We start from the raw sequence: 23,588 nt of genomic DNA, 5'->3' as shown, positions 1-23,588 counted from the left end.
GGTCCTAAGGTAGCGAAATTCCTTGTCGGGTAAGTTCCGACCTGCACGAATGGCGTAACGACTTCCCCACTGTCTCCAGGACATGCTCAGCGAAATTGAATTCTCCGTGAAGATGCGGAGTACCCGCGGTTAGACGGAAAGACCCCGTGCACCTTTACTGCAGCTTCAGAGTGGCAGTGGACAAGAACTGTGTAGCATAGGTGGGAGGCTTTGAAGCATCGGCGCCAGCCGGTGTGGAGCCACAGGTGAAATACCACCCTGTTGTTGTCTATTGTCTAACCTCGTACCGTGAAACCGGTACAGGGACCCTCTGTGGCGGGTAGTTTGACTGGGGCGGTCGCCTCCTAAAGAGTAACGGAGGCGCGCGAAGGTTGGCTCAGGCCGGTTGGAAACCGGCTGTTAGAGTGCAATGGCATAAGCCAGCCTGACTGCGAGACTGACAAGTCGAGCAGAGACGAAAGTCGGTCATAGTGATCCGGTGGTCCCTCGTGGAAGGGCCATCGCTCAACGGATAAAAGGTACGCCGGGGATAACAGGCTGATAACCCCCAAGAGCTCATATCGACGGGGTTGTTTGGCACCTCGATGTCGGCTCATCACATCCTGGGGCTGGAGCAGGTCCCAAGGGTTTGGCTGTTCGCCAATTAAAGTGGTACGTGAGCTGGGTTCAGAACGTCGCGAGACAGTTTGGTCCCTATCTGCCGTGGGCGTCGAAATTTGAGAGGAGTTGACCCTAGTACGAGAGGACCGGGTTGAACGTACCTCTGGTGTACCTGTCGTCGTGCCAACGGCGCAGCAGGGTAGCTATGTACGGACGGGATAACCGCTGAAAGCATCTAAGCGGGAAGCCTCCCTCGAGATAAGATTTCACAGGACGGTCGGAGACCACGACCTTGATAGATCGGATGTGGAAGCGCGGTAACGCGTGAAGCTAACCGATACTAATCGTCCTATTCGCGCTTGATGAGCTCACACCCCCAACAACAGCGTTGGGCGTGGGTGATCATCTCACAACCAGTATCAGTGCATCGATTTTGAACCTCTCCGANTCCTATTCGCGCTTGATGAGCTCACACCCCCAACAACAGCGTTGGGCGTGGGTGATCATCTCACAACCAGTATCAGTGCATCGATTTTGAACCTCTCCGAMCCGGCAYAAAAGCCGGCAASGAAATCCGTGCTGGCTCCATTGCCTGGTGGCCATAGCGTCGGTGTCCCACCCGATCCCATCCCGAACTCGGACGTGAAACCCGACCGCGCCAATGGTACTATCGCTCAAGCGATGGAAGNGAAATCCGTGCTGGCTCCATTGCCTGGTGGCCATAGCGTCGGTGTCCCACCCGATCCCATCCCGAACTCGGACGTGAAACCCGACCGCGCCAATGGTACTATCGCTCAAGCGATGGAAGAGTAGGTCGCCGCCAGGCATTGAAGCCAGCACGAACACAAAGAACCCATCCACAATCCAMAYACCATCCCGCCATCCATGGCAGGAATACCTCGGCGCGGGGTGGAGCAGCCCGGTAGCTCGTCAGGCTCATAACCTGAAGGTCACAGGTTCAAATCCTGTCCCCGCAACCACCCATCCATGGCAGGAATACCTCGGCGCGGGGTGGAGCAGCCCGGTAGCTCGTCAGGCTCATAACCTGAAGGTCACAGGTTCAAATCCTGTCCCCGCAACCAACAATACACAAACGCCCCAGACCACACGGTCCGGGGCTTTCCTGCGTTCGGGGCGCAGGCCCTGCGCGAACGCCAGCATCCGGTACAGGCCACCGTCGAGCTGGACGGGCCGGCGCTTCGCTTCACCCGTGCCCCCGGGCTCTCACCTGCTTTAGTCGGGTCGTCAGTGGGCGCGAGCGCCATCGTCGTCCTCCATACCTGCCATGATGCGTGGCGGCAGTGCATCGCTGATGATCTTCTCCGCATCCGGAGTGAGGCGCGGGAAGCGATCACGCTTGCCGAGCACCTCGACCCATGCGCCCCGGTGCTGCTGCACCGCGATCTGTCGACCATCCCCATGGTGACGGTGAAGGACATCGCGCCGGATGGCACCATGATCCGGCTGCTTGGCCTCAGCGCGCGTTCCAGCTTCGCCTAGTCGGATGAGGGTTGTGCGACGATCCCGCCGGCCCTTGCCTGCCGGACGATCCGGCGAACGCGCCGACCGCCGCGACGAGGCATGCAGCTTCGCTGGCCGCCGCCTCGCCTCGCTACTGCGCCTCGCGCTCACTGCTCGGCTCGCTTACACGCGCGCGGTCGGCAGCGGCGAGGCGTTCGTCCTTGTCGGTGCCGCCTTGCGTAGCGGCTATAGCGACGACCGAGCTTGTCACACTTTACTTATATCCGCGGCTCCAACCTGACCAAAGCCAATGCCGGCTATCGCTTCGCCACGGCATCGAGGTGATGGTCTGGGTGCGCAATCTGCTCGACGCCGAGCGTATCCAGGGCCTGGCCATGCGGGCCGGCAACTCCGGCCTGATCCTCGGCTTGCCACGCGGCCCGCGCCCGAGCGGGGCAACCGTGCGCTTGCGGATGGAGAGCCTAGCGGCCGTTGCCAGCCAAGAGCGGAAAAGAGAAACAGCGAGCCTCGTTCGTCGCCGCGAGCGACAAATTCAGCGGTGCCTTTCACTGTCGATAGTGGGCCCAGCGCTTCGATGATCCGGCATCCGGCAACGGTGCCGCCGCCACAGAAATAGATGACACCTTCAATTCGCGCCGGAGTGCGGGCAGATCAGCGGGCTCGCGATCCACGTGTTGCAAACGTTCATTGGCGATCGGGCCGATACCAGCACAGTCGCACGCTCGATCATCCGACGAGTCCACCAGCGCGAACACCTGATCGAGCGAAAGGCCCAGATCGTGGGTGCGTCGGATGAAAGACCGGCATCCCATCTCGTCCACGCCATTGGTGCGGTAGTTGCCTGCACAGCGGATGGGCTTCGGCAACGGGCCGATACGCGGGTAATAGCCCGTCGTTTTGACCTTCGTGTTGGTTGCCTTGCCCAGATCGGCGATCGTCAACGCCGTGTTCTCGACCCCTCCAACTGCTGCAGACCTTACCGGGGGGGGCGCCCAGGTTGAAGGCTTGTCGACATGGCAGGAGAGCCGTGATGGTTGCGCCGTCCCATCGCCATGACGCCGTTCGGCATGGCGGGTCGTGCGGTGGGTGGTGTTCGTGATCAGCGCCGGCGTACTCGGGGTCGAAGCCGTCGCGGGCGTGACGGCGCTGTGCTGGCGTGCACGCGCCGCGCTCGCGAACGACGTTTGCCGGTCTGACAGCGGCCATGTTAGCCGCGAGCAGAAGGCAAGATGAGCAAGCGACCGCGCCGAAACGATAGCCTGGCGTTCAAGGCCAAGGTGGCGCTGGCCGCCGTGAAAGCCGAGAGGACGATGGCCGAAATGTCGCAGCAGTATGACGTTCACCCGAACCTCATCAATCAATGGCGGTCGCGGCTGCTGGAGGGTGCGGCAGACGTGTACGGTGCGGATCACGCCGCGACCGAGCCGGCTGTCGACGGAACGGTGCTGCATGCAACGCTCGGCGCGCTGACGCTGGCGAACGAATTTTGGCCGGTGCGCCCGGGAAGGGCATCGGGGGCGATAGCTACGAGAGGTTCAAGGGCATCTGCTCATGACCGATTAGGATCGAGTGGCAGGAGCATCAGCTTGCCTGATGCTCCGAACGTTGCCATCCCCGACATGGGATCATAATCAGCCTTCATGAGCGAAGAACGTCGAAACCCGGATCATGCAGGTTTCCGCCGGCTCATGCTGTGCCGGATATTCGTACTCGCGTGGTTCGCTGCCACGATCATCGCCAGCCTGTTCCCGCAATCGTCCGCTGGCGGCGCTGCGGCCGGGATACAGTTTCTGGCACTGCTTGGCTTCGTTCTCGTCCACGCCTCGCTCGCGGGCGGCTGGCCCGGCGCCTTCGCTTTCTTCGCCATCATGGGGGCCGCCAGTTTCGTGCTGGAGGCGATCAGCATCGCTACGGGGGTGCCGTTCGGCTTCTTCCACCACAATACGGCGGGTCCGCGCTTGCTGGGCGTGCCTATGGCCGTTCCCATCGGCTATGCGGTGTTCGGTTGGCCGGCCTGGGCACAAACCATGACCCTGATGCGCAGCCTTGGCACCACAAGCCGCACGGCGTTGCTAAGTGCACCGGTCGTCGGCACTTTCCTCCTTGCCGGCTATGACTATCCCTGGGACCCGATCGGCGCGACCGTCCTCAAGGTCCACGGTTTCCGCGATCCGAGCGGCCTGTTCGGCGTGCCGCTGAGCAACTTTCTGGGCTGGCTCGTGACCGGCTGGGTCGCGTTCCAGATTCTCGCACGAGTGCAGCGAGGCTTCGTACGAACGTCCGCGGCAGAAACCATGACCTTCGCGCTCCTGCCGCCGATGATCTGGATCGGCACTGCGCTGAGCTATTTCCTTCAATACGCTGTCGCGGCGCCGGGTACGACGAGCGTCGGGGAACGGACGTTCGTCATCGCCGACATCTACGAGGCGTCGGCCGCGATCAGCCTCCCGGCGATGATACTCCCCGCCATCATCACGATCATCGCCGCGATATCCCGCCCCCGGCTGATCTCCGTTGCTCCGGCGGATACGTCGGGTTAGCCCCCTTATCGGTGAATCGGCCTAGTCGGGGGGAGAGCCACCTCGCCCGTGCGCTGCCAGGGTGGTGGGCGCATATACCCGCTCCGCCGCCGCTGTCGCGTTCGCCCGGCCAACCGCCGACGCTTCAGCAGCCGATCCGGTCTTCGCGAAAAGGCACTGCGTTCAATCGACCGGCACACGCCGGGGATGGTGCTTGCCAAAGGGTCCAATCAGTCGCCGATAATCCGCTTCCGCTTGCCCATATGCTTCACCCGTCAGATCTTCGAGCTTTTGGCGATCGAGGATGCGGACGAGTCCGCGAGTGGCCCGGATCATACCGGCGCCCTCCAGGACGTGCAGCGACATCGTCACGCTGGAGCGCTCCGCCGCGATCATCATCGCCATGAATTCGTGGGTCAGCGGGATCTCGTCGCCGTCATGCCGATCGTGACACATCAGCAACCAGCGCGCGAGCCGCGCCTCGATGCGTTGGTGCGCGTTCGATACCGCGCTGTGCGCAGCCTGAACAAGGAAGGTCTGGACGTAACGTAACATTATCCTGCGTAGTGTCGCACTTTCCTCGACCGCTGCCAGAAACCTGGATGTTTCGATACGAAGCGCGCTGGGGCCATCGACCTGAATGAAGATTTCGTGCGGTGACGTATTTTCGCCGAGCAGAGCCGGAGTTCCGGCAAACCCCTCCCGCCCGAAGATGCCGACTTCGGTACGGCCATGATCGGTGGTCTCGGAAATGATCGACGCCACGCCTCCTTCAGGGAACCAGATCGACCAGATCGGTTGCCCCCGTTCGAGCAGCACCTTTCCGCGATGGAGTTCCTCGCGCACCAGATGCGGCTTGAGCAGTTCAAGATCTTGCGGCGAAAGCGCTTCGAGCAAGATGTTCGTTGAGTAACGTTCGGCTGAATGCGACACATCCGCCCTTTCATTCGCGACAGGGCGCTGCGGCCCTTCAGTCGATCTCGCCTCGATCATTCGAGATCGATGTGGATGATGAGTTGATCTCGCGCATTTACCAGAACCGGGCCAGTCTCTGTGCGACATCGCACAATCGTGGCGGGCGGCGACTTGATCGGGAGCGGCTGCCCGGCGGTGCCTGATCGGTGGGCGCACCACGCTGCTTGATCTTGCGCAATCGTGATCGTGTCGCGTCCCACAAAGGGTGGCGGTGGCATTCATTAACGTAGAAAATCGTTTTGAATCAGGTCTTACGGTGGGCCCTCGACCATGATCGACGAACAAAGCTACTTCTACCGTCGCGCTGAAACGGAACGGGAGCGAGCGCAGCACGCGGCCGATCCAAGGGCGGTGAGGGCACACGCCCAACTTGCCGAAGCGTATCTCAAACGCATCGACAGGCCGGGCAGCACCGACGCGAGCGAAAGCGAGATGGCGCGATGCCGGCGTGGGCGACACGCTGCTGCAAGAGACGCATCACCGGTGCAGCAACGACCTTCAGATGATCGTAAGCCTGCTGTCGCTTCAGAGCCGTCGCGCCAGAAGCGACGAAACCCGCGTGGCGCTGAGCGACGCCGCCGACCGGTTTGCGGTGCTCGCCCATGCACGATCGGCCATGTTCGATGGGGGAACATCGAGCCTGGAAATCGCGCTCCGCCGCGTGTGCCATGCGCTCTCGCTTCATGCCGAGCCACGCTCGATCGCGATCACGTTTCGCGTCGATCAACCGGTCGGCGACATGCCGGCGGACCGCATTGCCGCGGTCACCCTCGTTGCCAACGAACTGATAACGAACGCGATCAAGTATGCGTTTCAGGCTGGGGTACCGGGACAGATCACGGTGACTGTCGGCCGCAGCGCTGATGGAGCCGCCGTGGTGGCCGTCGTCGACGATGGCATGCCGTTTCCGGACCAGCCACCGCCAGGCGGTAGTGGGCTGGGTCTCCGACTTGCCAGACGATTGATGACGTCGATCGATGGTCAGCTGATCGAGCCGACCGGGACTGGCAAGGCCTTCGAACTCAGGTTTTCAAACAACAACAAGCAGGTGACGGCATGAACACGTCCTCCGCCCATTCGGCATTGTGGGAAACCGCGCTGGTTCGGTCGCCGATGCTTTCACCCGCGGACCGTGAAGCGTTGATACAGATTGCCGCGGAGCCGCGGCCGTTCAAGGCCGGAGTGGATCTTATCGTCGAAGGTGGCCGTACCGACACCATATTCATCATCCCGCGCGGATGGGCGTGCCGTTACAAGATAACGCGCCAGGGTGCTCGCCAGATTACCGGGATCGTCGTGCCGGGCGACGTGTGCAATCTTGATTCGTTCATGCTTCCCCAGGTGAACTACGCGGTGAGGACGATCACGCCGGGTGTCGCCATCGGGCTGCCCCGCGAGCGTGTGCAGGCGCTCGCGGCCGACAGCCCCGCGATCGCCCGCGCATTCACCTGGCTGACGATCGTCGAGAATGCGATCCTGAGCGAATGGGCGCTGTCGCTGGGCCGGAAAACGGCACACGAGCGTCTGGCGCACCTGTTCTGCGAGTTTGCCGTCCGGCTGGGCTGCGCAAAAGGCGACAGGGCCAGCTATGACATGCCTATCACGCAGGAGCATATCGCGGACGCCCTGGGTCTGACCGCGGTGCACGTCAACCGAATGATCCAGCAGCTTCGCCGTGAAGGGCTGCTTGTGACGCAATCCCGGCGGGTGACCTTGCCGAACATGGCGGCGCTACGGCGGATCGCCAGCTTTGATGAGGGATATCTTCAGGCCGACGAGCCGGGCGACGTCGAAGCTACGACGACGGCACCCTGGCTGCGTGGCTCCACGACGCATGCTCGCGGCGTGCAGAGTTACAACGTGCAGGCGTAGCGCCGCGTCATTATTCCCGCCGCCCGACGGGTATTCGCCGCCTTGTCGGCAAGCGTCGGGCGGCGGGGAGACGACGGCCGATGTACAGAGACAGCGGCTGGTAGGGATCAGGCCGCCAGCAGCTGCGGGAGCGGGCGAGGCCCAATCCCGCTTTCCGCCGCCAGTTTCGCGAACATGCCGCCCATGTTCACCAGATCGTCGAACGTGCCGCTTTCCACGATCCGGCCCTGATCGAGCACGATGATCCGATCTGCTGCGCGGATAGTGGACAGCCGATGCGCGATGACGAAGGTGGTGCGTCCCCGCCGAAGCCGATCCAGACTTGCCTGGAGCTTGGCTTCGGTCTCGACATCCAGCGCCGACGTGGCCTCGTCCAGCAGCAGGATCGGTGCATTCTTCAGGATTGCACGGGCGATCGCAATGCGCTGACGCTCGCCGCCCGAAAGACCCTGTCCGCGGTCACCGACGGGACTCTGAAAACCGCCCGCCTTCCGCATGATGAAGTCATAGGCACCCGCCAGGCGAGCGGCATCCTCGATCTGCTCAGGTGTCGCAGATGGATCACCCATGGCGATATTCTCGGCGATCGTGCGGTTGAACAGCCCGGCTTCCTGAAACACCACACCGGTCGCGGCCCGTAACGAAGCAAGCGTCACCGCGCGGATATCCTGACCGTCGATCAGGATGCGACCGCGGCCGGGATCATAGGCGCGCTGAAACAGACCCATTGCCGTGGACTTGCCGGATCCGGTGGGGCCGACGATCGCAACGGTCTGACCGGGATGCGCTTCGAAGGTCAGATCATGCACCGCGCCCGATCCGCTCGGGTAGCAAAAGCTGACCTGCTCGAAACGCACATGGCCGTTCGTCACGTGGAGGGGACGCGCATCTGGATGCTCGGCGATTGCCGATTCCTCATCAAGCACCGCGAAGAACTGTTGAAGCATCGGCCGCCGCAGCATCGTTTGCATGAAGAAGCCGGCGAGCTGGTCGCACCGACCGATCAGCAGGGTGGTGAAGCCGATGAACGATACGATGTCCCCGATGCTCGCCTGACCGCGCGCGGCAAGCCATGCGCCGATAGCGAAAATTAGCACGATCGAGAGCGACGAAGCCCCTTTCGTGAGCACGCTGGCGATCGCCCACCAGTTAAGCACAGGGTATTGCGCGGCAAGAACCTGCTGTAGCGAGTCACGGATCGTGCGCAATTCACTATTGGCCGCAAGGAAGCTTTGCAGCACCGAGACGTTGCCGAACAGGTCGCCGACATGACCGGACAGGGTGGTGAAGTTTTCTTCGACCTGTCGTTGCCCCGCCGATGTTTTGCTCGATACCAACGCCGTGACGCCGAAATAGACCGTCATCATGACCATTAGAACACAGGCAAGTCGCCAGTTCAGCAGGAATGCCGCCGGTAACATCGCGGCGAGGCAGGCGATGTTGGTCATCTGCTCACGCAGGACGGGCAGCCATAGGCCGAACAGGGCGTCGATGCCCGAGTTAAGGATGCGCAGCATACGGCCCGAGCGGGCTTTGGTATGGAACGAGGGCGGCAAGGCGAGAAGGTGCTCGGTAAAGCTTGCCATCGCCGCGAGCCGGCGGCGATGCGCCAGCCGATCGGCTGTGAGCGCAACGACCATTCCGGAGACGAACACGACGAAGCTCAGGCTCGACCACATGCCGACATGACGGAGCGGATCCGCACCGCGCGCGAGGGCATCGACCGCCGCGCCGAACAGCAACGGTTCGGCGACATGGAGCAAGCCGATCACGATGCTCGCGCTTACGATAGCCAAGGCCCGGGTGCGCTCGACGGCAAGCAATCGCAGGGCACGGACGAGTTCGCCCGGCTGGCGAGCGTGCCGCTTTCCTTTTTCCGCCTCAGCCATCGCAACCTCTTCAGCCGATAAACATCGCAGGCCGCCCTCCCATCGCCGTGAGAAGGGCAGACTGGCGGGTCGCGGGGACCTCGCTGAAAACCGGCCTACGGGATGTGATCTCAAGCTTTGGTTAACGGCGCGGATAACGCCTTGATGATCGGTGACATTTAAGCAGGGGGCGGCGCTTACGCGTCCGCGATGGCAAGGTCGGCGGCGCGCGCCGGTGATGGGAAGGCGCGTTCGCCCCTCCAGCGTCGCGGCCCTTCCCGATTCGGCCGCACGTTCTTTCGTCGCCTGTTCGGGATCATGTTCGCTGATCGCCCGGCGATCCGTTTGCAAGTCGAGAATCCGTGCGCCCCGGCAAAGGCGCGACAAGCTTCAGGCTGCCTTCGATCGTCTGCCGGTCGCGCCCATGTCGCTCGCAAAGCGAGACAGGCTTTCATCGAGACCGATCGACGCGCAACGCTCACTCGAAAGACCTGCGCGAAGCGGTCGCGTCGCTCGCCAGCCTAGTAAGTCTCCGGGAACTTCTTCAATCAGGTTCGCATCGAGGTTGAGCTTGTCGGCGATCCGATGGGCAAAGCCTGCCCAGCTCATCGCCTCCGCCCCGGCCACGTGACAAACGCCGACCGTCTGGTCGATAAGCAGGTCCAGCGCGGCATCGACCATAGCCGGTGCGAATGTCGGGCTGACGACATGATCGTCGGCGGCGCGAAATATTCGGCCCTCCGAAAGGGCATTCGCCGCCGAGACGGCGAAATCGTGCTGGTCTTCCGTGGAGAAGAGCGCGGCGGTTCGCACGACCAGCGCGAGCGGGAGGTCTGCACATCCCCGCTCCATGGCTGCCTTGCTCCGGCCAAGCGCGTTGAGTGGATTCGGTGCATCGGACTCGACGTACGATCGATCGATGGTGCCATCGAAGACCAGCTCGCTGGAGAAGTTGAGGCTCGCAATGCCCCGATCGGCGCAAATTTCGGCCAGCGCGATCGCGTCCGTCGCGTTCGCCGCATGGCATGTGGCCTCATCGTCTTCGGCATCGTCGATGCGGGCCCAGCCGGCCGCGTTGACGAGCGCCCACGGCTTCACCTGATCCAGGACGGTGCCGATCGCACAGGGACGTTCGAGATCCCGCGCGCCTTGGTCGATCAAACGATACCCGATGCCACGCTGGCGGCAAGCGCGCGCGAACAACCGTCCCATTGCCTCACCGGCGCCGCAGATCAATAGCGTCGGCGCCGGCGTCGGCGTGGTCGAGGGCGTTACTCGCACGTCTGGCCGGGCAGGGTGACTCAGCGCCGGATAGATCAGCCGATCCGCCCGGCGCCACCAGCCCGGCTCATCCGCCACCGGGTGGCGCGCGGTACCTGTCGGCAGCCCCTGCCACAGCGATGCCAGGGCCGTCGGTCGCGGCGTGCCGGTCGCCACGTCGAACACGCCCGGCTCGTACACGCCGGGTCCGGTCAGCAGGGTGTTCCAGCCATGACTGCCAAGCAGCGACCAGGCTGTCACCGCCTGAATGTCCACTCCTGCATCGCGCAGGGCCACGCATGTATCCCATGCCTCCGCAGCCCAGCGGAGTTGCTCCTCTCGGGTGCACCCATTGTGGACCTCGGTGACGGCAAGTGGCGTGGCATAGCGTTCCCACGCTTCGCGAAGGGTGCCGGCAAGGCCTGCGGGCGGTGGATCGAGGACGCGTACAGCTTCGATATCTGCGTAGCGATGGCAGGCGTTGCCGCCGTGAGTTTGCCGGGGGTATCGTTGCAGACGATGATCCAGAAAACGATCGCTCGTCAGATAGTGGTTCACGCCAACAACATCGGGTGGACAGGGATCATCGGCAATCCGGCGAAGTCGTTCGGCAAAGCCCAACCCGACCAGCCGGCTCCAAAGCGGGTGGTCGGGTACGATGCGACCGAACAACAGGTCCCAACTCGCCCAGCGGCGAACATTGTCGAAGGCCGCTTGCTCCGCCAGGTTCAGGGTCGCGTACGTTCGACCGAGATCGTCCGTTTGGATGAGCCGTGCTGAAGGATTGATCTCGCGAACAGCCCGCATGGCGGCGCGCGTGCCATCGACCTGATTCAGGAGCGCGCACCAGAGCGACCTCTCATCACGAGCATGAGGGTACCAGTGCCCGTACAGCGCCGAGAACCGCGCCGTCGTCAACGGTTCATTGACCGGCGTCCAATCCTGAATCCACGGATAGCGCCGCGCAACCTGTCCGGCATAATGGCCGAGCCCGGCGGAGAACGCATCGTCGAGAAGGTTGGTATGGGCTGGCCCGCTGCCATGATGCACAAGCCCGGCGATCGGACGGATGCCGAGTTCGCGAAGCCGCGATAGCCGCCGGTCCGTCCATGACCAGTCGGCCTCCTTCATCGGGTCGGGCGCCACCCGTTCCCATAGAATTGGATAACGAATGGCCGCCATCCCCAATGACGAGAAGATCTCCAGATCGTTCAGGCGATCATGATGACCGCTTAGTCGCGTCTGGTCGTGATAGCCGCCCGCGGTGCGATTTACGGTACACTCCGGCCCGCCCCAAAGTTGCAGAACCATCGATACCCCCTCCCGTTCGCTGAACGGGCGCCAGACGGCATCGTTCCTGAAATCATATTGATTTGCAGCAGGAATCAATAGCTTAGCCGGAACCCGCTACAGCGCTGCCAAGTTTCCCGATGCAATTAGGGAAAGAGGGGATAATTGTGCCTACCGAGCAGTCTTCCGATCCGGCCTTGGCGCCCGCTTTCACAAAGGGCCCGCGTCGTCCCACGGTGATCTGTTTTAGTCATCTGCGTTGGGCTTTTGTGTTTCAGCGTCCGCAGCACCTGATGACCCGCTTCGCGGTGACCAACGACGTCTTGTTCTGGGAAGAGCCGCAATATCGGTCGGGAGCATCCACACTAAGTCGCCATATCTGTCCGGACAGCGGCGTGATCGTTCTCACGCCGCAACTCGACGAAAGCCTGCGCGGGAGCGAGGATGCGACGCTTGCTGCGCTCCTCGATGACGAACTCGGGCCGGACCGCGCCGAAGTGATCCGTTGGTACTACACGCCGATGATGTTGCCGTTTTCGGATCATGTGGCGGCTGCCTGCGTCGTCTACGACTGCATGGACGAACTGTCCGCGTTCAAGGGTGCGCCGCCGGAGCTGCTTGCGCGTGAACAATTGCTGATTGAGCGAGCCGACCTCGTCTTTACCGGCGGGACCAGCCTGTACGAGGCGAAGCGGGAGCGCCACGGTAATGTGCATGCCTTTCCCTCCAGCATCGATGTTTCGCACTTCGCACGCGCGCGAAAGCAACCCGTGGTCGAGCCGGAAGACCAGTCGCTCCTCCCTTCGCCACGGCTCGGATTTGCCGGCGTTGTCGACGAGCGAATGAACCTGGACCTGCTTGCCGCCGTTGCCGATGCACATCCGGAATGGTCGATCGTCGTGATCGGGCCAATCGTGAAGATCGACGAGGCAACCCTGCCACGCCGCGCCAATATTCATTATCTTGGCGGCCGGTCTTATACGGCATTGCCGGACTATATGGCGGGCTGGAATGTCGCCTTGATGCCATTTGCCATCAACGAAGCGACCCGCTTCATCAGTCCGACCAAGACGCCGGAGTATCTGGCCGCCGGATGCCCGGTCGTAAGCACCCCGATCACCGACGTCGTTCGTCATTACGGCGATCTGCCGGGTGTCAGCATCGCAGATACGGCCGAGGAGTTCGTCGTCGCTTGCGAAGAGGCGTTGAAGATGCGCGCCGCCGGCGATGCATGGCGCGAGGAAGCCGATACGCAGCTCGCACGGGGATCATGGCGGAGCACGACGCTCGAAATGGCGGCGTTGATCAACGCGGAGATCGCGAGCCGCAACCGTCACGAACCGATCGTGTCGCCCGTGACATGGCCGCCGGTTCGCCAGCAGTACGACGTCATGATCGTCGGCGCGGGATTTGCCGGCGCGGTGATGGCCGAACGGCTTGCCGCGGACGGTGGCAAGCGCGTGCTGGTGGTCGACCGCCGTCCGCACATCGCCGGCAACGCGTATGATCATTATGATGCCGCCGGCATATTGGTGCACCGATATGGACCGCACATCTTCCACACGAACTCGACCGAGATATTCGATTACCTCTCCCGGTTTACGGAATGGCGGCCGTACGAGCATCGCGTGCTCGCCGATGTCGATGGCCGGCGCGTGCCGATGCCGATCAACCGGACGACCCTGAACCTGCTGTACGGGCTGAACCTGTCGAGTGATGCCGAGGTCGAAGCTTTTCTGGCCGCGCGTGCCGAACCGATAGATGCGGTCCTCACCTCGGCGGACGTCGTGATATCGAAGGTGGGACGGGAACTCTACGAAACCTTCTTCCGCGGTTACACGCGCAAGCAATGGGGTATGGACCCGTCGGAGCTGGACAAGTCGGTGACGGCACGTGTGCCGACCCGTACCAATGACGATGACCGATATTTCAGTGATCGGCATCAGGCGATGCCGCGCGACGGCTTTACCAGGATGTTCGAGGCGATGCTCGACCATCCTAACATCGACGTGCTGCTAGGTGTCGATTATTCGGACGTACGTGCGGCCTATCCGCACGACCATCTGGTCTTTACCGGCCCGATCGACGAGTATTTCGACTATCGTTACGGACGGCTACCCTATCGCTCATTGCGTTTCGAACATCTAACGCTGGATGAGGAGCAGCATCAACCGGTCGCGGTGGTCAACTATCCCGGAGAGGACGTACCCCATACCCGGGTGACCGAGTATAAGCATCTGACCGGGCAAGTCGCGGATCGAACCAGTATAACGTACGAATACCCAAGTGCGACCGGAGACCCCTATTACCCGATCCCGCGTGAGGAAAATCAGGCGTTGTTCAAGCGCTATGAGGCGCTGGCTCTGGCCGAACCCAACGTAACCTTCGTCGGGCGTCTCGCCACGTACCGCTACTACAATATGGACCAGGTCGTCGGACAGGCGCTTGCAACATATCGACGGCTCAAATCGAAACTAAGCGAGTTGGTGCCGGCAGGAGATCCTGTCGTAATCGCAGATGCGGCTGCGGAGTGAGCATCGCAGCTGCGGGAGTGATATGACTTCAGGCGGGGACACGCGTTCGCGCCCGAGATCCGAAACGCCGATGATCGACCACCGCTCTGACGGCGATATCCCCCAGGCAATCACCCGTGGGCCGCTCTGTCGAAAGCCAAACGGTTCCCGAAGCCATTTGCCAAGCGGGGATATCGCCGGGACATGGATCGTTCGGTGTGCCATGCCTCAGATCCTTCTTGCGGCTCTTGCCTGGCCGGCCATCGTCACGTCCACCGCTGCGGCCCAGACCACGCCGCTCGGTGCCAATCTGGAGCGGTTCGCCTACCCCGCACCGCTTCATCGATTCGAAACCGGATCGCAGGGCGGAGCGGTTCAGATGGCCTATCTCGATGTCGCGCCTTCCGCGGCGTCGAATGGCGCGACCGTCGTTCTTCTTCACGGCAAGAACTTCTGCGCGGCGACGTGGGACGACACGATGCGCGGCCTCGCCGCCGCCGGCTATCGCGTGATCGCACCGGACCAGATCGGCTTTTGCAAGTCATCGAAGCCCGCCGGCTACCAATATAGTCTCCATACGATGGCCGCGTTGACGGCAGCGCTTCTCGACCGAGCCGGCGCAACGAAGGTCATCCTTGTCGGTCACTCGACCGGCGGGTTGCTGGCTGCCCGGTTCGCGCTGCTCTATCCCGATCGGGTGTCGCGGCTCGTGCTCGTCAATCCGCTCGGCCTGAACGATACGCTGGCCGAGGGCGTGCCCTATGCGGATCTGGGAGTGTTGCGCGCCAAGGAGGCGAAGACGGACGCCGCATCGATCAAGGCGTACCAACTGCGCACCTATTATCATGGAGAGTGGCGTCCCGCCTACGATCGGTGGGTCGCGATGCTGGCGGGTCAATATGCCAGCCCCGACGGCGATGTGGTACGCGATGCGCAGGCGCGTTTGTCGGACATGATCCAGACGCAGCCCGTCGCCGCCGAATTGCCGCGATTGACGATGCCGGTGTCTCTCATCATCGGCCAGCGCGACTTGACCGCCTTTCGCGCCAACACGGCACCGCCGGCCCGGCGCGCGCGCATCCGGACCGTGCCACAAGCGGCCGAGGAGGCGGCGAGGCGGATACCGAGGGCCAGCCTCATCCGGCTCGAAGGCCTGGGGCATTCGCCGCAGGTCGAGGCGCCTGCGATCTTCGTGCGCACGTTGCGCGCGGCGATCACGCCGTGAAGCGTCCGCCCATCCCGATCGCTCCGCACCGTGGCGCCATGGCGAGGACAGGCCAAACCAGCGCCGCAGGATGGTTCGATCGCGCACGATCGGCATTGCCGCGAACCGGATGATGCAGCACAGGTCAGGCACAATAATCCGGCATTTCAGATTCAGGTTATAGAAGTCTCGCCAGCGACGGTGGGATCAGGGAACGTCTTTATCAAGCAAGACGTGTGTCGATGACCTACCTGGATGATATCTGTCCCACTAACATATCGCAGATTTTCGGGTAAGCTACGTGGATCAGGTTCTGACCCGTCCGTCCGAGCTTCGCACGGGCGACAATAATCATCGCGCATACGCTGAGTTGCTGCGCCGTCTGCATGATACGGGCTATCGCTTCGTCACGCCGACTCCTGCGACACATACGCGGGTCGTGAAGCGCGCGGGACGCGAGCGGGCGCGTTCGCTGGAGGATGTGCTGGGGTGGAGCCTGCCGTTCGATCCGGCGGTGCTGCCGACCGGGATCATGGATGCGCTGGAAGTCGCCGAAGCGATCGATCACGGCCCCGACGCACTCCTGAAGGCACGGGTCCGCGTCTCCAGCGTGCATGACATCCTGTTCGTGCACTCGGCCTTTCCGACGCTCCAGGCCGATGCGGTGTTCCTCGGCCCCGACAGCTATCGCTTTGCCGACTATATCGCCGCCAAATCGCGACGGCTGCCGGGCAGCCGCATCCTCGATTACGGTGCCGGCGCGGGGGTGGGCGGCATCACCGCGGCCAGTAAGATAGCGGATGCCACGCTGACGCTGGCCGACATCAATCCCAAGGCGCTGGTCCTCGCGTCGGTCAACGCGGAAGTCGCCGGCGTCAGGCACGTCGCGGTCCAGGCCAGCAGCCCGTCGCAGGTCGACGGTCCGTTCGACCTGATCGTCACCCATCCACCCTTCATGATGGACAGCGACAAGCGTGCCTATCGCGACGGCGGCGACCTGTATGGCGCGCGACTGTCGCTCGACTGGGTGCTGGCCGGGGTAAAAAAGCTAGCACCTGGCGGGCAGCTGATACTCCACACCGGGATCTCGATCGTGGGCGGGCGCGACCTGTTCCGCGAACAGGTCATGGCGCGGCTCGATGGGCCCGAGTGGACGATCGACTATCACGAGCTGGACCCCGACATCTTCAGCGAGGATCTCGACCAGCCGGCCTATCTAGAGGTCGATCGGATCGCGGCGGTCGGCATGTGCATCACCCACGCGGAAGCCGGGACGCTGGAGAGCGAAGGGTCGCCGCGATCCTGAACACGCCACCTGCGCGGATCCTGATCGGCCTGGTCGCGGGCCTCGCCATCGGCGTCTGGTTGACGGGCACCGCCCATGGCGAGGTCGCGGTGCGCGTCGCACAGCCGGTCGGCAAGCTGTGGCTCGACGCGCTGACGATGACCGTGGTCCCGCTGGTGTTCGCGCTGCTCGTCACGGGCGTCATGGAGGCAGCGCGGGAGGCGTCGGGCGGGAAGGTGGCGGCGCGCGCGATCGGCTGGTTCGCGATTCTGCTGATCGCCTCGACGCTGCTGGCGGCCGTCACGACGACGCTGGTCCTGCGCGGGGTGCCGTTGCCGCCGGGAGCGGCGGCGCTCGGCGAGGCGCGGGGTGCGGGACCGGTTCCGCTCGGGGATGCGCACTGGCTCGACAACATCATTCCGACCAACCCGATCCGGGCGGCGGCGGACACAGCGATGGTGCCGCTGGTGATCTTCGCCCTGCTGTTCGGACTGGGCGCAAGCGGGATCGAGGCAGAGCCGCGTGCCGCCCTGGAGCGTGTGTTTCGCGGGATCGGACAGACCATGCTGCGGATCGTCACATGGGTGCTGTGGATCGCGCCGGTCGGCGTGTTCGCGCTGGCAGTCGGGGTCGGGAGCCGTATGGGCGGCGCGGCGGCTGGCGTGCTGGCGCACTACGTGTTCGTGGTGATCGCCGCATGTCTGTTCGCAACGCTGTTATGCTATGCGGCGGCGGCGTTGTTCGGCCGTATCAGCCCGCTGACCTTCGCGCGGGCCGCCTTGCCCTCGCAGGTGATCGCGGTGAGCACCCAATCATCGCTGGCGTCCCTGCCGGCGATGATCAGCGCGGCGGCACCGCTCCGCGTCATGCCCGCCACCGCCGGCATCGTGCTGCCGCTTGCCGTGTCACTGTTCCGCGCCGCCAGCGCCGCCGCGAACGTGGCGGTCGCGATCTACCTCGCGCAGGTACACGCCGTGCCGCTTGGCGTCACGACGCTGGTGGGCGGTGCGATCGTCGCCGCGGCGGTCAGCGTCGCCGCGGTTGGGCTGCCGGCGCAGGTATCGTTCTTCGCGATCATCGCCCCGGTCTGCATCGCGATGGGGGTGCCCGTCGTGCTGCTACCCGTTCTGCTCGCGATCGAGACGCTGCCCGACATCTTCCGCACGCTCGGCAACGTCACCGCCGATCTGGCGGTGGCGCGGATCGTCGGGCGTGTCGACGGAGCGGCGGATCGGGCGTGATCGCCTGACCGCGCGCTCAGCTGGTCTTCTGGATGATGGGCTCGATCCGCAGGTTGACGACGTCGCACGTCTTCGAGCGGGTGAGCACGAAGACGATGGCGTCGGCGATCTCGTCCGCAACCAGCATCTGCCCGCCGGCGACCGCGTCGTTCTTCTCCGTGTCACTGCATTCCTGCATGTCGGTGTCGACCGAGCCGGGCTGCACCACGCTGACCTTGATGCCCCTGTCCGCGACTTCCTTGCGCAGCGTTTCGGCGAAGGCCTGGACGCCCGCCTTGGTCGCGGCATAGACGCTCTCCCCCGCCGCTTTGATCTCGGTGCTGATCGAGCCGACGAACAGCAGATGTCCGCCACTTTCCTCCATGCGCAGAATCGCGGCGCGCGCGCAGGCGAGATAGCCGGTCAGATTGGCCTCGATCACGTAGCGCCAGTCGTCATCAGCCATTTCGTGGATCGGCTGCGCGCCCAGTGCCGCGCACGCGACCAGCATGTCGATCCCGCCCAGCCGTTCGTCGACGGCGGCGAACACCGTATCGATGCCCTGCCGGGTCGCGGCGTTGGCGGCGATGCCGATCGGGGCTTCCGTCCCATCGGCCGACGAAAGCGCTTCGTCGAGCGTCGATTGGTCGCGTCCAAAGGTCAGGACACGGGCACCCGCCGCGACAAGCCGAAGCAGGGTCGCGCGCCCGATGCCGGTGGTGCCGCCGGTCAGCAGGATGCGTTTGCCGGCGAGGTTCGTGGTGCTGGTGCTCATCGTCATTCCCAGGTGAGGATCAGCCGGCCGTTCGCCGGTACGTGATAGTCGACGCGGTCGCGGGTCGAGCAATGCGGGCGGATGGCGTCGCCGCCCGCCGTCGTCACGGTGCTTTTGGAAAGGCTTCGCCGCTTTAACCGGATCAGGCGCAGGTTCGCGATGCAGGTTTCGCCACCATCGAGCATGATCGTCAGCGCACGGTCGCCGGTCCGCTCCACCGCCCGCAGCAAGTTGTCGCAGAACAGCATGAACGGCGCGCCGTCGATGCGATGGAACGCGCGTGACGCGAAGATGAAGGCCGCCCCCGCGCCGTACACTTCCTGCCCGACCTGTCCGGCTTGCTGCCCGTCGGGGTAAAGGTCCTCAAGCGGGAAGGAGAGCGCGGGATCGACATGTCCGTTCGGCTCGCGCTGCTGTTCCGCGACCGCCTCGGCCGGCAACGCGTCGGGGTAATAGAACCAGGCGCGCGACAGGGCGTATTTGCAATATTCGCTGATCAGCATCCGCGCCGCAGGATCGAGATCGGGGCCGCTGTCACTGAGATAGTGTTCGAAGGCGACGAAGCTGTCGAAGCATTCGTACAGCGCCATGTACGGCGCATCCTGAAGGCAGGTGACGCCCAGGAACGTCTCGTAGGACGCGGCATGATCGAGCCGACTCTCCCAGATCACCGCATTGTGCAGGAAGCTCGCCAGATAGACGTAGCTTTGTTCGAGATAGACGTCGCGGTTGGTGATCCGCCACATCCGCATGCACGCCGCCGCGCCCCATGCGGTGAGGTTCGCCTGATAATTGATGTTGAAGCGCAACCCCATCGCCGCGTCGAGCGCGGCACGCGCTTCGTCGAGGAAAGTCTTGTCGGTGGTGAGCTCGAACGCCTGCAGCATCAGCCAGGCGTAGATCCCGCCGACATCGGTCTGGCCGCGGCCATCGACCGGCGCGGTTTCCTCGATGATCGAGAAGTCGGTGATGTCGTACTGCACCGGCCACCGGTAGTCGAAATGCCGTGCCGCCTTGATGCCGTAGTCGATGGCATCGAGAAAAAGCGCGTGCGCGTCCTCATCACCGTCGAGCGCCAGCGCGCCCAGGTTGACGAGCGGATGATACAGATACCAGCTGTCGACAGCATCCGCCGTCTTGTCCGCGCCGACGTTGGGCAGGTAGCGGCGCAGCGCACCAAGCTTCGGATCGAAGAACTTGCGCAGGCCCGCCTTCAATTCCTCTTCCAGCGGGTGCGGCTCGCCGCGCCACTTGCCCCAGTCATGCAGCGCCGCGATCACCGACATCTGGACCATGATGTCGGGATATTCCGCCGCGACATAGGGATGGACATAGCGGTGTCCGTAATGCCGGATCGTCGCCTCCGGCGCGTCCGCCAGATCGCGCGCGGAGCGATCCGCGCGGTCGACCCAATCACGGTACTCGACCGGCGGCAGCTCGATCATGCGGTAGGCCGCGCCCAGCATCTGGACGAATTGGCGGGCGCTCTCGCGCTCGTGCGTCGGCACGTCGTGGCGGAAGACCATGATCGTGTCGGACAGCGTCACGGCTTCCCCGGGGCGTAGCGCCACCTTGTCCGGGTCGGCCTTCGCGGAGGGGGTCGGCAGGTCGTAGCCCAGCTCTGGCCAGGCACCGCCGATCGCTTCGCGCGGCTTGGTGCCGGTGGCGCGAAAGTAATCGTTCGAGGCCGTCAGATTCTGCACGTACAGGATGTTGCCGAACGCAGGCTCGTCGATGTGGAAGTACAGCAGCCCGGTGTTGATGCCGCGCTGCGACGCCTCCACCGTGCCACGTGCCGGCAGCGGATCGTCGTCCTCGTCGAGCGGATACAGGTCGCGCGGAGCAAAGGGGATGACCATGGGTCGTGCGGGCGTGAAAGCGGTGGTGATCCGCGATTGCTCCAGCGCGTCCTGACAGGCGCTGAAGCTGAGCACATGTTCGCCCATGGCGCTGGTGAGGCGCAGCCGCGTCGCCTCGCCCGGCTCCGCGCGCATCATATGCGTCTCGAACGGGACCGGCAGATAGGCGGCGCGCACCGCGAGTCCGCCCGCACCCGGCCGCCGCACGATCGCGAACACCGAGTCGTTCGTGACAACGACGTCGACCTTCAACTCCCCGATTGCGAATTGGTGAAGCGGCGAGTGTCCGTCTTTCAGCGCCGCGCGCAAGGCAAGTGCGTAGGGGCTGGTCGGAGGCGATGCCTGGATAGTCGCCGTTTTCGGCATGAGCCTTTCCCAAATAACCAAAGGATCGGCATTTCAAGACGTCAGCCACAGGCCGGTTCCTCGATGATGCGACGGTCCGGCGATTTCTTAATTCAGGCTAGACATATTTTCGCGGTCGCGGCTTTTCGTCGCCTGCGCGCGCCGCAGACGTGCGCGAAGTCGGGCATCGCGCAGCAACGCGCCCGGCAGGTCGGTCGCCGCGCGCAGTCCCGCGACGCTCGAGATGTTACGGATGGTGCGGCGGGTCTCGCTCAGCAATTGCCCGACCATCTCGCGTCGTTCGATCTCGCCATGTTCCTCCACCAGCGACAGGCGGTGCACGGCGTACAGCCCGATCACGCCCGCGATCAGGAAGTAGAAGTCCCATTGGCTCAGCACGACCGGCACTGCGAAATCGCCGTTCGGCCCGGTCCAGCGCGCCACCAGTTCAAGCCGGCGGACGGCGAAGAATTGCGCGAGCAGCCCGCCGATGACCGGCGCGACCCCCGCGGCGATCGCCGTGACCATCGCGTTGGTGGCGACGTAAGCGGTGGCGGCCCCCTTCGGCGACAGTTTCAGTGCGATGTTCGTGCTGGCCAGCGTCACGCCGGCGATCGTAGCGCCCATGACGAGGTGCAGCAGGATCAGCCACAATTTGACCGTGGTGCGATCGCCAAATTGCGATGCGCCGATCATCGCGACGATGGCAAGGATGTAGGCGGGCGCGCATATCGCCAGCACCGATTTGTTGGCGAACCGATCGCTCAGCGTGCCCCAGAGGCGGAGTGCGAGGATATTGGCGACCTGGCTGGCGACGCTCAGCAGCATGACGAAGCTGATGTTCAGATGCAGCTGCCGGACGATGAACACGGTGAAGAACGGCGTCGCGAGGTTGATCGCGAACTGCCAGCTGGCGACGAACACCAGCAGGCGGCAGAAATTGGCGTCGAGCAGCGGCTGGCGCAGAAGCTGTTGCAGGTCGAGCCGCTGGACGGCGGGCGGCATCGCCGGTTCGGGCATCATCGCAACCACGCGTGCGCTGGCCAGGCCGGTCACGCAGCCGATCGCGAACATGCCGGCAAAGGCGAGATCGCGCCCGGAGGAGCCCGGTGCGGTCATCTCCAGCGCGAGCGCCGCGACCAACCCGAGCAACAGGCTGATCGCGGTCAGCCACACGCTGCGTCGCGCGAAGATCTGGCCCAGCCGCTCCTCCGGCGCGAGGTCGCGCATCCAGGCGTTCCATGCGCAACTGCCGATCGCGCCCAGCCCGCACAGGATCAGTTGCGCGACCAGGAAGACGAGCAGCGGAACGGTGCCGCTGAAAAACGCCGCCGCCGCCATGATCACCAGCATCGTGCGGCCGACAAGGCTGGTGACCACAGCGATCTGCTTGCGACGGCGCCAGCGCTCGACCAGATGGATCGCGGGCAGTTGCAGTAACTGGGCGAGGAACGGGATGCTCGCCAGCACGCCGACCATCGCGGTCGATGCGCCCAGATGGAGTGCGAACGCGGTCAGGATCACGCCGGTGGTGAGCGCCGCGGTGCCGCCCGAGAAGAGCGCCTCGATGACGAGCAGGCGCAACCCGCGCTCCTGTTCGGCGGGGGTCATCTCGCTTTGCGGATAGATGCCCATCACTCCGCGAAACGTCGCCATGCCGGACAGGGTTTCGCGTCACGCATAACGGACATGTTGATTCATGTTGCGGGAAAATATGGATAATTTGTCGGATCGTCGGACGACCATCGCGCGTCTCTAGGCTGATCCGTTCAATAACACCGGCGCTGCCTCTTATGGGCTCCGGTCGCCAACGAGAGGAGTTGATCCGATGGCTGTACCATCCGATACGCTGCGCGAACTGTTCGTCACCGGGCTGACCAACGCGCATGCCGTCGAGAAGCAGGCCTTGTCGATCATGACGCCGCAAGTGTCGCGGATCGTCAATTATCCGGAAGTGGCCGATCGCCTGCGGCTGCACATCGACGAAACCGACGCGCAGATCGCGAGGCTGGACGAGATACTGGCCGACTTCGCTACCACCGGCTCCACGTTAAAGGATCTGGGACTCAGCATGTCGGGCAGCATGGCGGCGATCGTGCACAGCGCGGCGGGTGACGAGATCGTCAAGAACAGCTTCGCCAATTACGCCTTCGAGCATTTCGAGATCGCGGCCTACAAATCGCTGCTCGTACTGGCCGAGGATGGCGGCTTTGCCAAGGCGATCCCGCTGCTGCAGCAATCCTTGTCCGAGGAAGAGGCGATGGCAGCATGGATCGACGAATCGCTGCCGATGGTCACCCGGCGCTATGCCGGCCTGTACGCCGAGGCCGGATCGATCACCGCAAAGGTGTGACACGGACGGGATCGGGGCGATGCGACGCGTGATCGCGGGCGGCTATGCCGCGCAGGGTGCGCAGGGGCTCTATCTGCTGGAGCACGAGCCCGGGCGGCTCATGGATGCGGGCATCGTCGCACCGGCGTGCAACGTCTCGGCCGGCGTCGCCGGCATCGACGGCGAACG

The 23,588-nt window shown here is 63.8% G+C and carries 17 protein-coding genes, 2 tRNA genes, 2 rRNA genes and 1 other annotated feature (1 of these 22 running past the window's edge); of the genes, 13 read left to right on the top strand and 8 right to left on the bottom strand.

Going from position 1 to position 23,588, the window contains the following annotated elements; translation table 11 throughout:
• From ASE95_RS06145 to ASE95_RS17570, 5 genes are all read left to right on the top strand, one after another.
• Positions 1 to 964, top strand: a 23S ribosomal RNA gene (locus ASE95_RS06145); it begins 1,819 nt to the left of the window's first position.
• A 227-nt stretch (positions 965 to 1,191) separates the two neighbouring features.
• Positions 1,192 to 1,276: a sequence feature (5S ribosomal RNA rRNA prediction is too short), on the top strand.
• Between the two features lie 35 nt (positions 1,277 to 1,311).
• Positions 1,312 to 1,426: ribosomal RNA gene (gene rrf, locus ASE95_RS18550) — 5S ribosomal RNA — on the top strand.
• 77 nt (positions 1,427 to 1,503) lie between these two features.
• A tRNA-Met gene (locus tag ASE95_RS06130) sits at positions 1,504 to 1,580 on the top strand.
• Between the two features lie 25 nt (positions 1,581 to 1,605).
• Positions 1,606 to 1,682, top strand: a tRNA-Met gene (locus ASE95_RS06125).
• 166 nt (positions 1,683 to 1,848) lie between these two features.
• Entirely contained in the window at positions 1,849 to 2,100 is a 252-nt protein-coding gene (locus ASE95_RS17570) for a hypothetical protein (RefSeq protein ID WP_156347895.1), read from the top strand.
• A gap of 527 nt (positions 2,101 to 2,627) precedes the next feature.
• Here the strand turns inward: ASE95_RS17570 and ASE95_RS18545 are convergent.
• A complete protein-coding gene (locus ASE95_RS18545) occupies positions 2,628 to 3,533 on the bottom strand; it encodes a MerR family DNA-binding protein (RefSeq protein ID WP_443025427.1) in 906 nt (301 codons plus the stop codon).
• Positions 3,534 to 3,713: 180 nt separating this feature from the next.
• The gene (locus ASE95_RS18225) at positions 3,714 to 3,902 is read right to left on the bottom strand and encodes a hypothetical protein (protein WP_235528220.1); all 189 of its coding nucleotides are present in this window, start codon (positions 3,900 to 3,902) and stop codon (positions 3,714 to 3,716) included.
• Here ASE95_RS18225 and ASE95_RS06115 point away from each other — a divergent pair.
• Positions 3,813 to 4,622, top strand: coding sequence for a carotenoid biosynthesis protein (locus tag ASE95_RS06115; RefSeq protein WP_235528216.1), 810 nt, complete (start codon positions 3,813 to 3,815; stop codon positions 4,620 to 4,622). The genes ASE95_RS18225 and ASE95_RS06115 overlap by 90 nt on opposite strands.
• 162 nt (positions 4,623 to 4,784) lie before the next feature.
• Here the strand turns inward: ASE95_RS06115 and ASE95_RS06110 are convergent, their stop codons facing one another.
• Positions 4,785 to 5,594, bottom strand: coding sequence for a Crp/Fnr family transcriptional regulator (locus ASE95_RS06110; RefSeq protein ID WP_056632757.1), 810 nt, complete (start codon positions 5,592 to 5,594; stop codon positions 4,785 to 4,787).
• Between the two features lie 430 nt (positions 5,595 to 6,024).
• Between ASE95_RS06110 and ASE95_RS06105 the strand changes: the two genes are divergently transcribed.
• Both ASE95_RS06105 and ASE95_RS06100 read left to right on the top strand, forming a co-directional pair.
• Entirely contained in the window at positions 6,025 to 6,636 is a 612-nt protein-coding gene (locus tag ASE95_RS06105; RefSeq protein ID WP_056632754.1) for a sensor histidine kinase, read from the top strand.
• Complete coding sequence (locus ASE95_RS06100) at positions 6,633 to 7,448, top strand: Crp/Fnr family transcriptional regulator (RefSeq protein WP_056632750.1); 816 nt, start codon at positions 6,633 to 6,635, stop codon at positions 7,446 to 7,448. Before ASE95_RS06105 ends, ASE95_RS06100 begins: the two co-directional genes overlap by 4 nt.
• Before the next feature lie 107 nt (positions 7,449 to 7,555).
• Here ASE95_RS06100 and ASE95_RS06095 read toward each other — a convergent pair whose 3' ends face one another.
• Positions 7,556 to 9,337 (bottom strand): glucan ABC transporter ATP-binding protein/ permease, encoded by a 1,782-nt coding sequence (locus ASE95_RS06095; RefSeq protein WP_056632745.1) that lies wholly within the window; start codon positions 9,335 to 9,337, stop codon positions 7,556 to 7,558.
• Between the two features lie 369 nt (positions 9,338 to 9,706).
• Positions 9,707 to 11,887 (bottom strand): family 1 glycosylhydrolase, encoded by a 2,181-nt coding sequence (locus ASE95_RS06090; protein ID WP_056633358.1) that lies wholly within the window; start codon positions 11,885 to 11,887, stop codon positions 9,707 to 9,709.
• 119 nt (positions 11,888 to 12,006) lie between these two features.
• On the opposite strand from ASE95_RS06090, the gene glf reads away from it, so the two are divergent.
• The 4 genes from glf (at position 12,007) to ASE95_RS06070 (ending at position 18,109) form a co-directional block, all read left to right on the top strand.
• Complete coding sequence (gene glf, locus ASE95_RS06085; protein ID WP_235528203.1) at positions 12,007 to 14,400, top strand: UDP-galactopyranose mutase; 2,394 nt, start codon at positions 12,007 to 12,009, stop codon at positions 14,398 to 14,400.
• 202 nt (positions 14,401 to 14,602) lie between these two features.
• A complete protein-coding gene (locus ASE95_RS06080; protein WP_056632740.1) occupies positions 14,603 to 15,604 on the top strand; it encodes an alpha/beta fold hydrolase in 1,002 nt (333 codons plus the stop codon).
• Between the two features lie 280 nt (positions 15,605 to 15,884).
• Entirely contained in the window at positions 15,885 to 16,889 is a 1,005-nt protein-coding gene (locus ASE95_RS06075) for a methyltransferase (RefSeq protein ID WP_200918748.1), read from the top strand.
• Positions 16,883 to 18,109, top strand: a complete 1,227-nt coding sequence (locus tag ASE95_RS06070) for a dicarboxylate/amino acid:cation symporter (protein WP_443025435.1) — start codon at positions 16,883 to 16,885, stop codon at positions 18,107 to 18,109. The genes ASE95_RS06075 and ASE95_RS06070 overlap by 7 nt, the downstream gene beginning before the upstream one ends.
• A gap of 16 nt (positions 18,110 to 18,125) precedes the next feature.
• On the opposite strand, the gene ASE95_RS06065 is transcribed toward ASE95_RS06070, so the two are convergent.
• From ASE95_RS06065 to ASE95_RS06055, 3 genes are all read right to left on the bottom strand, one after another.
• On the bottom strand, positions 18,126 to 18,863 hold the full coding sequence (locus ASE95_RS06065; RefSeq protein WP_056632737.1) for an SDR family oxidoreductase: 738 nt from the start codon (positions 18,861 to 18,863) through the stop codon (positions 18,126 to 18,128).
• 2 nt (positions 18,864 to 18,865) lie between these two features.
• Positions 18,866 to 21,088 carry a hypothetical protein gene (locus ASE95_RS06060; protein WP_056632735.1) on the bottom strand — a complete coding sequence of 741 codons (2,223 nt, stop codon included), beginning with the start codon at positions 21,086 to 21,088 and terminating at the stop codon, positions 18,866 to 18,868.
• An 87-nt stretch (positions 21,089 to 21,175) separates the two neighbouring features.
• On the bottom strand, positions 21,176 to 22,723 hold the full coding sequence (locus ASE95_RS06055) for an MFS transporter (RefSeq protein WP_082449592.1): 1,548 nt from the start codon (positions 22,721 to 22,723) through the stop codon (positions 21,176 to 21,178).
• Between the two features lie 172 nt (positions 22,724 to 22,895).
• On the opposite strand from ASE95_RS06055, the gene ASE95_RS06050 reads away from it, so the two are divergent.
• On the top strand, positions 22,896 to 23,420 hold the full coding sequence (locus ASE95_RS06050; protein ID WP_056632728.1) for a ferritin-like domain-containing protein: 525 nt from the start codon (positions 22,896 to 22,898) through the stop codon (positions 23,418 to 23,420).
• Positions 23,421 to 23,588 lie beyond the last annotated feature (168 nt).

It is taken from the genome of Sphingomonas sp. Leaf231 (assembly GCF_001421995.1).
In the GTDB taxonomy this organism is placed as follows: Bacteria; Pseudomonadota; Alphaproteobacteria; order Sphingomonadales; family Sphingomonadaceae; genus Sphingomonas.
Note: the sequence above shows the minus strand (reverse complement) of the source record. Positions and strands in the feature narration are given on the sequence as shown.

Coding starts and splice junctions, on each gene's coding strand:
- ASE95_RS06090 (WP_056633358.1), bottom strand. CDS start 11,887: ATGGTTCTGCAACTTTGGGGCGGGCCGGAGTGTACCGTAAATCGCACC.
- ASE95_RS18545 (WP_443025427.1), bottom strand. CDS start 3,533: ATGCAGCACCGTTCCGTCGACAGCCGGCTCGGTCGCGGCGTGATCCGC.
- ASE95_RS06055 (WP_082449592.1), bottom strand. CDS start 22,723: ATGGCGACGTTTCGCGGAGTGATGGGCATCTATCCGCAAAGCGAGATG.
- ASE95_RS06080 (WP_056632740.1), top strand. CDS start 14,603: ATGCCTCAGATCCTTCTTGCGGCTCTTGCCTGGCCGGCCATCGTCACG.
- ASE95_RS06110 (WP_056632757.1), bottom strand. CDS start 5,594: ATGATCGAGGCGAGATCGACTGAAGGGCCGCAGCGCCCTGTCGCGAAT.
- ASE95_RS06060 (WP_056632735.1), bottom strand. CDS start 21,088: ATGCCGAAAACGGCGACTATCCAGGCATCGCCTCCGACCAGCCCCTAC.
- ASE95_RS06065 (WP_056632737.1), bottom strand. CDS start 18,863: ATGAGCACCAGCACCACGAACCTCGCCGGCAAACGCATCCTGCTGACC.
- ASE95_RS06050 (WP_056632728.1), top strand. CDS start 22,896: ATGGCTGTACCATCCGATACGCTGCGCGAACTGTTCGTCACCGGGCTG.
- ASE95_RS06095 (WP_056632745.1), bottom strand. CDS start 9,337: ATGGCTGAGGCGGAAAAAGGAAAGCGGCACGCTCGCCAGCCGGGCGAA.
- ASE95_RS06100 (WP_056632750.1), top strand. CDS start 6,633: ATGAACACGTCCTCCGCCCATTCGGCATTGTGGGAAACCGCGCTGGTT.
- glf (WP_235528203.1), top strand. CDS start 12,007: ATGCAATTAGGGAAAGAGGGGATAATTGTGCCTACCGAGCAGTCTTCC.